This window comes from Streptomyces sp. NPDC107522 (assembly GCF_055657525.1).
On record NZ_JBVKAU010000001.1, the window covers coordinates 604590 to 619163 of the forward strand.

12 protein-coding genes and 1 riboswitch are annotated in these 14574 nt (G+C 69.5%); of the genes, 11 read left to right on the forward strand and 1 reads right to left on the reverse strand.

The genetic code is table 11. The features are described 5' to 3' along the window. The first annotated feature begins 26 nt into the window (after positions 1-26). From shc to ACZ7L6_RS02650, 8 genes are all read left to right on the forward strand, one after another. On the forward strand, positions 27-2021 hold the full coding sequence (gene shc / locus ACZ7L6_RS02615; protein ID WP_471920106.1) for a squalene--hopene cyclase: 1995 nt from the start codon (positions 27-29) through the stop codon (positions 2019-2021). Further along, the gene (locus ACZ7L6_RS02620) at positions 2021-2662 is read left to right on the forward strand and encodes a 5'-methylthioadenosine/S-adenosylhomocysteine nucleosidase family protein (RefSeq protein WP_471920107.1); all 642 of its coding nucleotides are present in this window, start codon (positions 2021-2023) and stop codon (positions 2660-2662) included. Before shc ends, ACZ7L6_RS02620 begins: the two co-directional genes overlap by 1 nt. A 5-nt stretch (positions 2663-2667) precedes the next feature. Beyond that, positions 2668-3690, forward strand: coding sequence for an adenosyl-hopene transferase HpnH (hpnH, locus tag ACZ7L6_RS02625; RefSeq protein WP_471920108.1), 1023 nt, complete (start codon positions 2668-2670; stop codon positions 3688-3690). Positions 3691-3694: 4 nt separating this feature from the next. Beyond that, complete coding sequence (ispG, locus tag ACZ7L6_RS02630; protein ID WP_471920109.1) at positions 3695-4870, forward strand: flavodoxin-dependent (E)-4-hydroxy-3-methylbut-2-enyl-diphosphate synthase; 1176 nt, start codon at positions 3695-3697, stop codon at positions 4868-4870. Between the two features lie 31 nt (positions 4871-4901). After that, the gene (gene dxs, locus ACZ7L6_RS02635; RefSeq protein ID WP_471920110.1) at positions 4902-6905 is read left to right on the forward strand and encodes a 1-deoxy-D-xylulose-5-phosphate synthase; all 2004 of its coding nucleotides are present in this window, start codon (positions 4902-4904) and stop codon (positions 6903-6905) included. Beyond that, a complete protein-coding gene (locus ACZ7L6_RS02640) occupies positions 6902-8287 on the forward strand; it encodes an aspartate aminotransferase family protein (protein ID WP_471920111.1) in 1386 nt (461 codons plus the stop codon). The genes dxs and ACZ7L6_RS02640 overlap by 4 nt, the downstream gene beginning before the upstream one ends. A 75-nt stretch (positions 8288-8362) precedes the next feature. Continuing rightward, complete coding sequence (locus ACZ7L6_RS02645) at positions 8363-9034, forward strand: helix-turn-helix domain-containing protein (protein ID WP_471920112.1); 672 nt, start codon at positions 8363-8365, stop codon at positions 9032-9034. Continuing rightward, entirely contained in the window at positions 9031-9150 is a 120-nt protein-coding gene (locus tag ACZ7L6_RS02650; protein ID WP_433051547.1) for a DUF6126 family protein, read from the forward strand. Before ACZ7L6_RS02645 ends, ACZ7L6_RS02650 begins: the two co-directional genes overlap by 4 nt. Before the next feature lie 51 nt (positions 9151-9201). On the opposite strand, the gene ACZ7L6_RS02655 is transcribed toward ACZ7L6_RS02650, so the two are convergent. Next, positions 9202-9999, reverse strand: coding sequence for a tyrosine-protein phosphatase (locus ACZ7L6_RS02655; RefSeq protein WP_471920113.1), 798 nt, complete (start codon positions 9997-9999; stop codon positions 9202-9204). A gap of 180 nt (positions 10000-10179) precedes the next feature. Between ACZ7L6_RS02655 and ACZ7L6_RS02660 the strand changes: the two genes are divergently transcribed. The 3 genes from ACZ7L6_RS02660 (at position 10180) to ACZ7L6_RS02670 (ending at position 14572) form a co-directional block, all read left to right on the forward strand. Further along, positions 10180-12261 (forward strand): alpha-galactosidase, encoded by a 2082-nt coding sequence (locus tag ACZ7L6_RS02660; protein WP_471920114.1) that lies wholly within the window; start codon positions 10180-10182, stop codon positions 12259-12261. A 307-nt stretch (positions 12262-12568) separates the two neighbouring features. Further along, positions 12569-12726: riboswitch (cyclic di-AMP (ydaO/yuaA leader) on the forward strand. A 4-nt stretch (positions 12727-12730) separates the two neighbouring features. Further along, complete coding sequence (locus ACZ7L6_RS02665) at positions 12731-13684, forward strand: M23 family metallopeptidase (RefSeq protein ID WP_471920115.1); 954 nt, start codon at positions 12731-12733, stop codon at positions 13682-13684. A gap of 174 nt (positions 13685-13858) precedes the next feature. Then, complete coding sequence (locus ACZ7L6_RS02670) at positions 13859-14572, forward strand: DUF6250 domain-containing protein (protein WP_471920116.1); 714 nt, start codon at positions 13859-13861, stop codon at positions 14570-14572. Positions 14573-14574: the final 2 nt, after the last annotated feature.

A 14574-nucleotide genomic window follows, 5' to 3' on the forward strand; every position in this document is an offset into this window, starting at 1 on the left:
CTGTAGCACTGCACGAAGGGGAAGCCATGACAGCGACGACCGACGGAAGCACCGGGGCACTGCCGCCCCGGGCAGCCGCGGCCAGCGACACCGACACGCAGACCCCCGGGGCGGCCGGGGTACACGAAGCCGCCGTGCGCGCGGTCCGGAGTGCCACCGACTTCCTGCTGGCGAAGCAGGACGCCCAGGGCTGGTGGAAGGGCGACCTCGAGACGAACGTCACCATGGACGCCGAGGACCTGCTGCTCCGCCAGTTCCTGGGCATCCGCGACGAGAAGACGACGCAGGCCGCCGCGCTCTTCATCCGCGGCGAACAGCGCGAGGACGGCACCTGGGGCACCTTCTACGGCGGCCCCGGCGAACTCTCCACCACCGTCGAGGCGTACGTCGCGCTCCGCCTGGCCGGTGACGCGCCGGACGCCCCCCACATGGCGAAGGCCTCCGCCTGGATCCGCGAGCAGGGCGGCATCGCCGCAGCGCGGGTCTTCACCCGGATCTGGCTGGCCCTGTTCGGCTGGTGGAAGTGGGAGGACCTGCCGGAACTCCCGCCGGAGCTCATCTACTTCCCGAAGTGGTTCCCGCTCAACATCTATGACTTCGGCTGCTGGGCCCGGCAGACCATCGTCCCGCTGACCATCGTCTCCGCGAAGCGCCCGGTACGGCCCGCCCCCTTCCCGCTCGACGAACTGCACACCGACCCGGACAACCCCAGTCCGCCCAAGCCCCTTGCGCCGGTGGCCAGTTGGGACGGCGCCTTCCAGCGGCTCGACAAGGCCCTGCACCAGCTGCGCAAGGTCGCCCCGCGCAGACTGCGCAAGGCCGCCATGAACAGCGCCGCCCGCTGGATCATCGAGCGGCAGGAGAACGACGGCTGCTGGGGCGGCATCCAGCCGCCGGCCGTCTACTCGGTCATCGCGCTGCACCTGCTCGGCTACGACCTCCAGCACCCCGTGATGCGCGAGGGGCTGGCGTCCCTGGACCGCTTCGCCGTCTGGCGCGAGGACGGCGCCCGGATGATCGAGGCCTGCCAGTCGCCCGTGTGGGACACGTGCCTGGCGACCATCGCGCTCGTCGACGCGGGGCTGCCCGCCGACCACCCGCAGCTCGTCAAGGCCGCGGACTGGATGCTGGGCGAGGAGATCGTCCGCCCCGGCGACTGGGCCGTACGACGGCCGGGGCTGCCGCCAGGGGGCTGGGCCTTCGAGTTCCACAACGACAACTACCCCGACATCGACGACACCGCCGAGGTGGTCCTCGCGCTGCGCCGGGTCAAGCACCACGACCCTGAGCGGGTGGAGAAGGCGATCGGCCGGGGCGTGCGCTGGAACCTCGGTATGCAGTCGAAGAACGGGGCGTGGGGCGCCTTCGACGTCGACAACACCAGCCCGTTCCCCAACCGGCTGCCGTTCTGCGACTTCGGCGAGGTCATCGACCCGCCGTCGGCGGACGTCACCGCGCACGTCGTCGAGATGCTCGCGGTCGAGGGGCTCGCCCACGACCCACGCACCCGGCGTGGCATCCGGTGGCTGCTCGCGGAGCAGGAGCCGGACGGCTCGTGGTTCGGACGGTGGGGCGTCAACTACGTCTACGGCACCGGATCCGTCGTCCCGGCCCTGGTGGCCGCGGGGATCCCGGGCTCCCACCCGGCGATCCGCCGCGCCGTGACCTGGCTGGAGTCCGTCCAGAACGACGACGGCGGCTGGGGCGAGGACCTGCGCTCCTACAAGTACGTCAAGGAGTGGAGCGGCAAGGGCGCCTCGACCGCCTCGCAGACCGCGTGGGCGCTGATGGCGCTGCTGGCCGCGGGGGAGAAGGACTCCCAGGCCGTCGAACGCGGCATCGAGTGGCTCGCCGCCACCCAGTTGGAGGACGGCTCCTGGGACGAGCCGTACTTCACCGGGACGGGCTTCCCCTGGGACTTCTCGATCAACTACCACCTCTACCGGCAGGTGTTCCCGCTGACCGCACTGGGCCGGTACGTCCACGGGGAGCCCTTCTCCGACCGGCACAAGGGGAGCTGATGAGCACCCCGCCCGCCCCGGCCCCGCTGCTGATCGCCTGCGCGCTCGGCATCGAGCAGTTCGCCCTGCGCACGAGCGACCGGGGCGGGGCCGACGGGCCAGTCACCGTACTCCGTACGGGCATGGGGCCCCGGGCGGCCGAGCGCTCCGTCACCCGGGTCCTGGCCGACCCCGCCCTCAGCGGGGCCGCCGTGCTGGCCACGGGTTTCTGCGCCGGGCTCGCTGCGGACATGCACCCCGGTGACCTGGTCGTCGCCGAGGAGACCCGGGATCCGGCGGGAACCGTTCCGTGCGTCGGAACCGACCTCCTCGTCAAGGAGCTGGTGCGCGCCGTCCCCGGCCGCACGGTCCACACCGGTCCACTCACCGGCTCCGACCACGTCATCCGTGGTCAGGAACGGTCCGGTCTGCTCTCGACCGGCGCAATCGCGGTCGACATGGAGTCGGCGGCCACGCTCCTGAGCGCCGTGCGTGCGGGCGAGCGCCCGGTTGCGGCCGTCCGGGTGGTCGTGGACGCTCCAGAACATGAACTCGTCCGGATCGGCACGTTGCGCGGTGGAATATCAGCTTTCCGCGTTCTTCGTTCCGTTCTGCCTGCTTTCTATGAATGGCACCGTTCTTTGCTGCTCCCCAGGAGGTGAGCCAGATGGCCATGCCGCTGCGTCAGTCCATCAAGGTCGCTACTTACTTGGCCGAACAGAAGCTGCGCAGGCGGGACAAGTTTCCGCTCATCGTCGAGTTGGAACCGCTCTACGCCTGCAATCTGAAGTGCGAGGGCTGCGGCAAGATCCAGCACCCGGCCGGAGTGCTGAAGCAGCGCATGCCGGTCGCGCAGGCCGTGGGAGCGGTGCTCGAGTCCGGCGCGCCGATGGTGTCCATCGCCGGCGGTGAGCCGCTGATGCACCCGCAGATCGACGAGATCGTGCGGCAGCTGGTGGCCAAGCGGAAATACGTCTTCCTGTGCACCAACGCGCTGCTGCTGCGCAAGAAGATGGACAAGTTCAAGCCCTCGCCCTACTTCGCCTTCGCCGTGCACATCGACGGCCTGCGCGAACGCCACGACGAGTCGGTGGCGAAGGAGGGTGTGTTCGACGAGGCGGTGGAGGCCATCAAGGAGGCCAAGAAGCGTGGCTTCCGGGTCACCACCAACTCCACCTTCTTCAACACCGACACCCCGCAGACCATCATCGAGGTCCTCAACTACCTCAACGACGACCTGAAGGTCGACGAGATGATGATCTCGCCCGCCTACGCCTACGAGAAGGCCCCCGACCAGGAGCATTTCCTCGGCGTGGAACAGACCCGCGAGCTGTTCAAGAAGGCCTTCGCGGGCGGCAACCGGCGCCGCTGGCGGCTGAACCACTCCCCGCTGTTCCTCGACTTCCTCGAGGGCAAGGTCGACTTCCCGTGCACCGCGTGGGCGATCCCGAACTACTCCCTCTTCGGCTGGCAGCGCCCCTGCTACCTGATGGCCGACGGGTACGTGCCGACGTACCGTGAGCTGATCGAGGACACCGACTGGGACAAGTACGGCCGCGGCAAGGACCCGCGCTGCGCCAACTGCATGGCGCACTGCGGCTACGAGCCCACCGCCGTCCTCGCCACCATGGGCTCGCTGAAGGAGTCGCTGCGCGCCATGCGCGAGACGGTCTCCGGGAACCGGGAGTGACGTCATGACCGCCATCCCCTTGGGCGTTCCCGAGGTACCGGTCCGGCCGATCGCCGAGCGGCGTGTGTCGCGGCAGATCCAGGTCGGTCCGGTGGCGGTCGGGGGCGGGGCCCCGGTGTCGGTGCAGTCGATGACGACGACGCGTACGTCCGACATCGGCGCCACCCTCCAGCAGATCGCCGAGCTCACGGCCTCCGGCTGCCAGATCGTCCGGGTCGCCTGCCCGACGCAGGACGACGCGGACGCGCTCGCGACTATCGCCCGCAAGTCGCAGATCCCGGTGATCGCGGACATCCACTTCCAGCCGAAGTACGTGTTCGCCGCGATCGAGGCGGGCTGTGCGGCCGTACGGGTCAATCCCGGCAACATCAAGCAGTTCGACGACAAGGTCAAGGAGATCGCACGGGCCGCCAAGGACCACGGCACACCGATCCGCATCGGCGTCAACGCCGGCTCGCTCGACAGGCGGCTGCTGCAGAAGTACGGCAAGGCGACCCCGGAAGCGCTCGTGGAGAGCGCCCTGTGGGAGGCGTCGCTCTTCGAGGAGCACGACTTCCGGGACATCAAGATCTCGGTGAAGCACAACGACCCCGTGGTGATGGTCAACGCCTACCAGCTGCTCGCAGAGCAGTGCGACTACCCGCTGCACCTCGGGGTGACCGAAGCCGGTCCCGCCTTCCAGGGCACGATCAAGTCGGCGGTGGCCTTCGGTGCCCTGCTGTCGCGGGGGATCGGCGACACGATCCGGGTGTCCCTGAGCGCGCCGCCCGCCGAGGAGGTCAAGGTCGGGATCCAGATCCTGGAGTCGCTGGGTCTCAGGCAGCGGCGCCTGGAGATCGTCTCCTGTCCCTCGTGCGGTCGTGCGCAGGTCGACGTGTACAAGCTGGCCGACGAGGTCACAGCCGGCCTGGAAGGCATGGAAGTGCCGTTGCGGGTAGCCGTCATGGGCTGTGTGGTCAACGGTCCCGGCGAGGCGCGAGAGGCCGATCTGGGGGTGGCCTCCGGCAACGGAAAGGGCCAGATCTTCGTGAAGGGCGAGGTCATCAAGACCGTCCCCGAGTCGAAGATCGTCGAGACCCTGATCGAAGAGGCGATGAAGATCGCCGAACAGATGGAGCAGGACGGGGCCGCATCGGGCGCCCCCACCGTCACGGGGAAACCGGCAGTGACTGTGAGCTGAAGCAAGGCACGGACCGAGAGGGGGCCCGAACGTGACGATTCTGGAGAACATCCGGGGACCACGTGACCTGAAGGCGCTGTCCGAGGCGGAACTCGGTGAACTGTCCGAGGAGATCCGGGAGTTCCTGGTGCACGCGGTCGCCAGAACCGGCGGACACCTCGGGCCCAACCTGGGGGTGGTGGAACTCTCCATCGCGCTCCACCGGGTCTTCGAGTCGCCGGTCGACCGCATCGTCTGGGACACCGGTCACCAGAGCTACGTACACAAGCTTTTGACGGGACGTCAGGACTTTTCCAAGCTGCGCGGCAAGGGCGGCCTGTCCGGCTACCCCTCGCGCGAGGAGTCCGAGCACGACATCGTCGAGAACAGCCATGCCTCCACCGCGCTCGGCTGGGCCGACGGGCTCGCCAAGGCCCGTCAGGTGCAGGGGGAGAAGGGGCACGTCGTCGCGGTGATCGGCGACGGGGCGCTGACCGGCGGGATGGCCTGGGAGGCGCTCAACAACATCGCGGCGGCCAAGGACCGGCCGCTGATCATCGTCGTCAACGACAACGAGCGGTCGTACGCCCCGACCATCGGGGGTCTGGCGAACCACCTCGCGACCCTGCGCACGACCGACAGCTACGAGAAGGTCCTGGCCTGGGGGAAGGACGTACTGCAGCGCACGCCTGTCATCGGCAACACGGTGTACGAGGCCCTGCACGGTGCGAAGAAGGGCTTCAAGGACGCGTTCGCGCCGCAGGGGCTCTTCGAGGACCTGGGGCTGAAGTACGTCGGCCCGATCGACGGGCACGACATCGGGGCCGTCGAGTCCGCGCTGCGCCGGGCCAAGCGCTTCCACGGACCCGTGCTCATCCACTGCCTCACGGAGAAGGGCCGCGGCTACGAACCCGCCCTCGCGCACGAGGAGGACCACTTCCACACCGTCGGCGTGATGGACCCGCTGACCTGCGAGCCGCTCGCGCCGTCCAACGGGCCGTCCTGGACCTCGGTCTTCGGCGACGAGATCGTGCGGATCGGTCAGGAGCGGGAGGACGTCGTGGCGATCACGGCGGCCATGCTGCACCCCGTCGGGCTCGGCAAGTTCGCGGAGCGGTTCCCGGACCGGGTGTGGGACGTGGGGATCGCCGAGCAGCACGCGGCCGTGTCGGCGGCGGGGCTGGCGACCGGTGGGCTCCATCCCGTCGTCGCCATCTACGCCACCTTCCTCAACCGCGCCTTCGACCAGCTGCTGATGGACGTATCGCTGCACCGGTGCGGGGTGACCTTCGTGCTGGACCGGGCCGGTGTCACGGGTGCCGACGGGCCCTCCCACAACGGCATGTGGGACATGTCGATCCTCCAGGTCGTGCCCGGCCTCAGGATCGCCGCGCCGCGCGACGCCGACCAGCTGCGGGCCCAGCTGCGGGAGGCGGTGGCCGTCGACGACGCGCCGACCCTCGTGCGGTTCCCGAAGGAGTCGGTCGGTCCGTCGATCCCGGCGGTCGACCGGGTGGGCGGCCTGGACGTGCTGCACAGGGACGCGGGCGAGTCGGACGTCCTCCTCGTCGCCGTCGGCGTGATGGCGCCGGTGTGCCTCCAGGCCGCCGAACTGCTGCAGGCACGCGGCATCAACTGCACCGTCGTCGATCCCCGGTGGGTAAAGCCGGTCGACCCCGCCCTCGCGCCGCTCGCCGCCGATCACCGGTTGGTGGCCGTCGTCGAGGACAACAGCCGGTCGTCCGGAGTCGGCGCCGCCGTGGCGCTGGCGCTGGCCGATGCCGAAGTCGACGTACCCGTACGGCGGTTCGGCATCCCGGAGCAGTTCCTCGCGCACGCCAAGCGGGGCGAGGTGCTCGCCGACATCGGCCTCACGCCCGTCGAGGTCGCCGGACGGATCAGCGCGAGCCTCGCCCTCAAGGAGGCCGAGGACACCCTGGCCGGCACCGAGCGGGCCGACGGCGGCCAAAGCGGGCGTGGTCGTGACGGTCGTAGTCATGAGGGTCGTAGTCATGACGGTCCTACCGTCGTGCCAGTCGAGGAGAAAGCCGAATGACCACGGAGTTCGACCTCGGCAGACTCCTCGCCGAGCGCGGAGCCGAGCGCTACGAGCTGCACAGTAGGTATTTGAATCATCAGCTCCCGCGCATGCTGCACACCATCGGTTTCGACAAGGTCTACGAGCGGGCCGAGGGCGCGTACTTCTGGGACGCGGACGGCGACGACTACCTCGACATGCTCGCCGGGTTCGGGGTGATGGGCCTGGGGCGCCACCACCCCGTCGTCCGTAAGGCGCTGCACGACGTCCTCGACGCCTCCCTCGCCGACCTGACCCGCTTCGACTGCCAGCCGCTGCCCGGGCTGCTGGCGGAGAAGCTGCTCGCGCACAGTCCGCACCTGGACCGGGTGTTCTTCGGCAACAGTGGGACGGAGGCGGTGGAGACCGCGCTGAAGTTCGCGCGGTTCGTCACGGGGAAGCCGCGGGTGCTGTACTGCGATCACGCGTTCCACGGGCTGACCACCGGTTCCCTGTCCGTCAACGGGGAGTCCGGCTTCCGGGACGGCTTCGCCCCGCTGCTGCCGGACACGGCCGTACCGCTCGGTGACCGCGACGCCCTGGCACGGGAGCTGAAGAAGGGCGACGTGGCCGCCCTCATCGTCGAGCCGATCCAGGGCAAGGGCGTGCACGAGGCCCCGCCCGGATATCTGCGGGCCGCCCAGGAAATGCTGCACCGGCACAAGGCGCTGCTCATCGCCGACGAGGTGCAGACGGGGCTGGGCCGGACCGGCGACTTCTACGCCTACCAGCACGAGGACGGGGTCGAGCCGGACCTGGTGTGCGTGGCCAAGGCGCTCTCCGGAGGCTATGTGCCGGTGGGTGCCACCCTCGGCAAGGACTGGATCTTCAAGAAGGTCTACTCGTCCATGGACCGCGTCCTCGTCCACTCGGCGAGCTTCGGCTCCAACGCGCAGGCCATGGCGGCCGGGCTCGCCGTGCTGTCCGTCATGGAGAACGAGCAGATCGTCGCGAACGCGCGGGCGACGGGGGAGCAGTTGAAGTCCCGGCTCGCGGCGCTGATCGACAAGTACGAGCTGCTCGCCGACGTCCGTGGCCGGGGCCTGATGATCGGCATCGAGTTCGGGCGTCCCGACTCGCTGAAGCTGCGGAGCCGCTGGACCATGCTGCAGGCCGCGCGCAAGGGCCTGTTCGCGCAGATGGTCGTCGTACCGCTGCTGCGGCGGCACCGCATCCTCACCCAGGTCTCCGGGGACCACCTGGAGGTGATCAAGCTGATCCCGCCGCTGATCATCGGTGAGCGGGAGGTGGACCGGTTCGTCGACGCCTTCACGGACGTGATGGACGACGCGCACAGCGGTGGCGGACTGATGTGGGACTTCGGCAAGACGTTGATCAAGCAGGCGGTGGCCAACCGGTGAGTCGGCGGCAGTTGGGCTTTTGCCTCAGAGGCAAGAAATTTGCCGATGGGGCAAACCTTCGGCTGAATGGAGAGTATGAGCTCTCCCGAGACCGAGACCGAGGCCGAGGCCGAGGCCGAGCCGGAGCCCGGTGTCGCCGCCGAGCCGGCGAACGCGCCGGCCGAGGCCCTTCCCGCGGTCGCGCCCCAGCTCCGCGCGCTGCGCCGCCGCGCCTCCCTCACCCTGGAGGCCGCGGCCCGCGCCGCCGGGCTGTCGCCCGCCCACCTCTCCCGCCTGGAGACCGGGCGGCGCCAGCCCTCGCTGCCGATGCTGCTCGCGCTCGCGCGTATCTACGGTACGACCGTCTCCGAGCTGCTCGGCGAGACGGTCGCCGACCGGGACGCCGTCGTGCGCGCCGCCGACATGGAGCCGACCGCGGCCGGTGGTTGGACGTACTGGCAGGCGGGCGCGTCCGGGCGCGGGATGCAGGCCCTGCGGGTCCATGTGCCGTACGGCTCGCAGGGCGACATCGTGCGCGTGCACCCCGGCGAGGAGTGGCTGTACGTGCTCAAGGGGCGGCTGCGGCTGCGCCTCGGGGACACCATGCACCGGCTCGCTCCCGGTGACAGCGCGCACTTCGACTCGCTGACCCCGCACCGGATCGCCGCCCAGGACGAGGGCGGGGTCGAGCTCCTCTTCGTCCACACCCTGCTGCAGAGCCCCACGGCCACGCTGTGCCTGGGCCCCACCCCTGGAGAGACGCCATGAGCGACATGGAGGAGAAGTTCCCGCGCGCCCTGTGGGTGCGGCTCATCATCTACATCGCGGTGGGGCATCTCTTCGCGGCGTTCATCTACCTGCTGTTCGAGGCAGGAGCGAAGTAGCGGCAGGGATGAGGCAGAGGGGCGCGGCGGTCGCCCGGCAGCGGCCGGGGCTCAGTCGAGCAGCCGCGCGCGCAGTCGCTCGCGGGCCTCCGGGGTGATGCGCAGGCCCTGCTCCAGGTAGGTGTCGACGCCGCCCCACGTCTCCTCGATCGTCTCGAAGGCCGCCGTCAGGTACTCGGCGCGCGCGTCGAACAGCGGGCTGAGCAGTTCCATGACCTCGGGGGAGTAGGCCGAGGCGGCGCTGCTGCTGCGGTGCACCTTGTAGCGGCGGTGCTTGGCGTTGGACTCCAGGTAGTCGGCGAGGATCGCCTCGCGTTCGACGCCGAGGGCGAGCAGCGTCACGGCGATGGAGAGGCCGGCGCGGTCCTTGCCCGCCGCGCAGTGCATGAGGGCGGGGACGCTGTCCTGCGTGAGCGCCTGCAGTACCTGGGAGTGCTCGGTCGTGCGCTCCTTGATGATCCTGCGGTACGAGTCGATCATCCGGTTCGCGGCCTTGCCGTCCGCGAGGATCTCCCGCAACTGGTCGATGTCGCCGTCGCGCACCATCTTCCAGAACTCGGCGCCGTCCGCCGGATCGCTCAGCGGCAGGTTCACATTGCGCACACCCGGCAGCTCGACGTCCGGACCCTCGAGCTTCTGGTCGGCCGCGTTGCGGAAGTCGAAGATCGTGTGCAGGCCCAGGGAACCCAGGAAGGCGGCGTCCTCCTCGGTCGCGTGTGCGAGGTGGCCGCTGCGGAACAGCACCCCGTACCGCACCCGCCGTCCGTCCACGGTCGGAAGGCCGCCCACATCCCGGAAGTTGCGGACTCCGGCCAGCTCGGGCTCGGTCGACGGGATCTGCTGCGTCACGGGGGCTCCTCCCAGTCGGCCCCGCCGACGCGGCTCGGCGGTGCGGCCGACGGGGTGCGCTCTCGACCATACGACATGGATTCCTGGGGCAATGAGTTGTCCACAGGCGTTGCATCTGAGGCTCGCGGCCCGTGATGATGTTCCGGCTTGATCGGACCTGTTCGAATATGTGAGGGCTTGATGCTGGAGATCTCCGACCACGGGCGTACCTGGGTTCTTTCCGGGCCGACCAGCAGTTACGCCCTCCGTCTCACGGACGGCGACGAGCTGCTGCACATCCACTGGGGCCCGCGCATCGCGCTCGCCGACGCCGAGGAGCTGGCCGCCCGCCCGCTTCCGGCGTACCGGGGCTTCGAGTCCCAGCTCGACGGGCACGAGGAGTACCCGGTCGAGGGCGGCCCCCGCTTCGTACGGCCGGCCCTGTCCGTGCGCACCGACGAGCGGCGCGGCACCGAGTGGACCTTCGAGACGTACGAAACCGCGGGCGCCGCGGACGCAGAGGAGCTGCGGCTGCGGTTCCGGGACGGCGGGCTGGGCATCACGCTCCACTACCGGATGCGCGACGACGTCGTGGAGCGCTGGGTGACCCTGGACAACCAGGGGCCCGACCTGGAGCTGCTGCGCGCCGACTCGGCCACCTGGACCCTGCCCGACCGCGAGGACTGGCGGCTGTCGCAGTTGCACGGACGCTGGGCCGCGGAGTCCCGGCTGACGCAGTCGTCCCTCACCTACGGTGAGAAGGTCCTCGGCAGCCGTCGCGGCCACACCGGGCATCCGCTTCTGCCCTGGGTCGCGCTCGACACCGACGCCACCGAGGAGAGCGGCGAGGTGTACGGCTGCGCCCTCGGCTGGTCGGGCTCCTGGCGGATCGCGGTGGCCCAGCTGCCGGACGCACGCGTGCAGATCACCGGCGGGGTCGGCTACGACGACTCGGGGCTGCTGCGGCTGGCGGCGGGGGAGTCGTTCGTGACGCCGGTCTTCGCCGGGCTGTGGAGCGACGGTGGCTTCGGGGGCGCGAGCCGGGCCTGGCACGCCTATCAGCGCGCCCACGTGATCCCTGACGCCGATCAGGACCGGCCCGTGCTGTTCAACTCGTGGGAGGCGACCGAGTTCGACATCTCGGAGGAACAGCAGGGCACCCTTGCGCGGCGGGCCGCGGCCATCGGTGTGGAGCTGTTCGTCGTCGACGACGGCTGGTTCGGGGTGCGCACCAGCGACCGCGCCGGACTCGGCGACTGGACGCCCAACCCCGACCGCTTCCCGAACGGCCTCAAGCCGCTCGCCGACTACGTGCACGCCCTCGGCATGCAGTTCGGCATCTGGGTCGAGCCGGAAATGGTCAATCCGGACAGCGAGCTGTACCGCGGCCACCCGGAATGGGTGCAGTACCAGACCGGACGAAAGCGGACGGAGTTCCGCAATCAACTCGTACTGAACCTCGCACGCGAAGATGTCCAGGAGTACCTCTGGAACCAGCTCGACGGGCTCCTCTCCAGCGCCCCCATCGACTACGTGAAGTGGGACTTCAACCGCTGCTTCACCGACGCGGGCTGGCCCGGCGAGGTGTACCCGCAGCGGCTCTGGGTCGACCACGTGCACGCCTTCTACGCCCTGCTGGACCGGCTGCGCGCCGCTCACCCGGGTGTCGCCTTCGAGTCCTGCTCGGGTGGCGGCGGCCGGATCGACCTGGGTGTGCTCAGTCGTACGGACCAGGTGTGGACGTCCGACAACACCGACCCGCTCGACCGGCTCGCCATCCAGCACGGGTTCAGCCAGATCCATCCGGCGCGGGTCATGGCCGCGTGGGTCACCGACAGCCCGAACAACCAGCTCAACGGCAGGGTCAGCTCGCTGCGGTTCCGGTTCGTGAGTGCCATGGCGGGCGTGCTCGGCGTCGGCGGCGACCTCGCGCAGTGGACCGAGGCGGAGCTCGCCGAGGCGCGGGAATGGGTGGAGCTCTACAAGGAGATCCGGCCCCTCGTGCAGCGCGGAGACCTCTACCGGCTGCGGCCTCCGCGGGGCGGGCTGAGCGCGGTGCAGTACGTGCTCGGCGACGAGACCGTCGTCCTCGCCTGGCTCCAGGCGCAGAGCTACGGCGAGGCCGTACCGGCGCTGCGGCTGCGGGGGCTCGACCCGACAGCGTCGTATGAATGCCGCGAAACGGGCGAAGTTCACCGAGGTGCCGTATTGCTGCATCACGGACTGCGCACCGGATTGCGTGGCGACCTCGATGCGGCAGTTATCCGACTGCGTCGCATCTAGTGGTTCTGTCCGAATTGGCGCCTTCATTCCAACTCGCCCTGACCTGGGGAAAGCTGGAGCCGGGTCACGTGAGGAGCGTCATATTCGTGACCGAGCGTCGCCCGTCATGTTCACGTAATTCACGTGATTTTCAAGGGGTTTTGTGTCGGGCGACGCACCCATAATTCACTCAGGGTGACCGGGAATTCCCACAAGGGATCAACAGGAACGCATTCGGACGGAACCTCTCACTTGTTCCCGTGCGTCTTCCTCGCTTACGTTCGCCACCAATCCGGACGGACGCCGAATCCTGCCGCCGACCGGAGCCCGCACCGACTCACCCGACCATGGCAGGAGCGGGGGACCCACAGGTAGAACCGCCTGTTCCGGTCTCCGGAACAGGCTAGGGGTAAAGCCGCGTTCGCCGCGGCCGGGCATCTCCAGTCCGCACCCGACAGCTCACCTCGCAGGCGCCGGAGAGGAATTCGCCATGCCCGCGAAGGGTAAGCACCGCCGCCCGAAGTCCCCCCGCTTCACCCGCTCCATCGCCGTCGCCGGAACCGGCGGCGCCGCTCTCGCCCTCCCGCTCTTCGGGGCCACCGGCGCCCACGCCGCTCCTTCGCAGGCCGCTTCGGAAAAGGCCGTTCAGTCCCTTCCGGTCGCAGAGAAGAAGGTGGCCGAAAAGAAGGATGCCGCGCAGAAGACGGCTGTGCGGACCTATGCGGTGAAGGTCGGCGACTATCTCTCGAAGATCGCCGACGAGCAGAACGTCAGCGGTGGCTGGAAGAAGCTCTACGCCGACAACCGCGAGGCCGTCGGCGAGAACCCGTCGCTGATCCACCCCGGTCTGAAGCTCACGATCGGCGGCAAGAAGGCCGCGACGAGCGCCCCCAAGTCGTCGCCGTCGTCCCCCTCTTCGTCCTCCTCGTCCTCGAAGTCGTCCTCGAAGCCGTCGTCGGACTCGTCCGCCGCGAAGTCCTCCGCCCCGAAGACGGCCAAGGCCGCCGAGAGCGCCGACACCGCCGGCGCCGCCAGTGGCTTCAGCGCCCCCGTCTCCGCGGCCTCCGTCGCCACCGCGTACAAGGTGGCGGGCAGCATGTGGTCGAGCGGCTACCACACCGGCGTCGACTTCGCCGCCGCGACCGGCACCCCGCTGAAGGCGGTCGGCGCGGGCACCGTCGTCTCCGCCGGCTGGGGTGGCGCGTACGGCAACCAGGTCGTCATCCGGCTCGCCGACGGCTACTACGCCCAGTACGGCCACCTCTCCTCGCTCTCCGTCTCGCCCGGCCAGACCGTGACCGCGGGGCAGCAGATAGGCCTCTCCGGCGCGACCGGCAATGTGACCGGCCCGCACCTGCACTTCGAGATCCGCACCACGCCGGACTACGGCTCGGACGTGGACCCGGTCGCCTACCTCCGCTCCAAGGGTGTCGCCATCGGCTGACCCCCGCCGAAGCCTCACCTGACACGCCACCGAAGGCCGGACCCCGATCCCCGGGTCCGGCCTTCGGTGTGTCCGGGTGTCGACAAAGAGGGGGTGATCGGGGGGGAGTGATCTCCGCTCGGCCGCTGCAAGCGCTTTCTGGCGCCTCAACGTCCCTATGAAGGAGTCCCGTTCGTGACGACCACGCGCAGAGCGTTCGGAATCCTGGCCGCCGGTGCCGCTCTGGGGGCACTGGCTCCCGCGGGCGCGGCGAGTGCCGCGCCCCACCGCAGGCTCGTCGCCCACGACGACTTCCGCCACGGCCTCGCCCAGTGGCTGACCGAGTTGCAGGACGGTGGCACGGTCACCGCGTCACGCGGTGTGCTGGAGATCGACGTGCCGAGCGGTGCGACGGTGTGGTTCAGGAAACGCCTCGAAGGGCCGTACGTCCTCGAGTACACGGCCACCGCCGTGTCGGAAGGCGGGGCCAACGACCGCGTGTCCGACCTCAACAACTTCTGGAACGCCACCGACGTCCGTTCCCCGGACGACCTGTTCGCCACGCGCCGGGACGGTGCGCTCGCCGAGTACGACTACCTCAAGACCTATTACGCCGGTTACGGCGCCAACTACAACACCACGACGCGACTGCGCCGGTACGTCGGCGAGGCCGGAGTCCGCCCGCTGATCCACGACTACACCGAGCCGCTGCTGGTGCCCAACCAGCCCAACCGGGTCCGTGTCGTCTCCGACGGGGCGACCGTGCAGTGGTGGAACAACGGACGGCTCGTCTTCGACTACGTCGACCAAGAGCCTTACCGCAGTGGGCACTTCGCGTTCCGGACCGTTTGGAGTCACTTCCGGATCAGCTGCTTCCGGGTGTGGCGGTTGAGCCCACAACGCCCCTGATC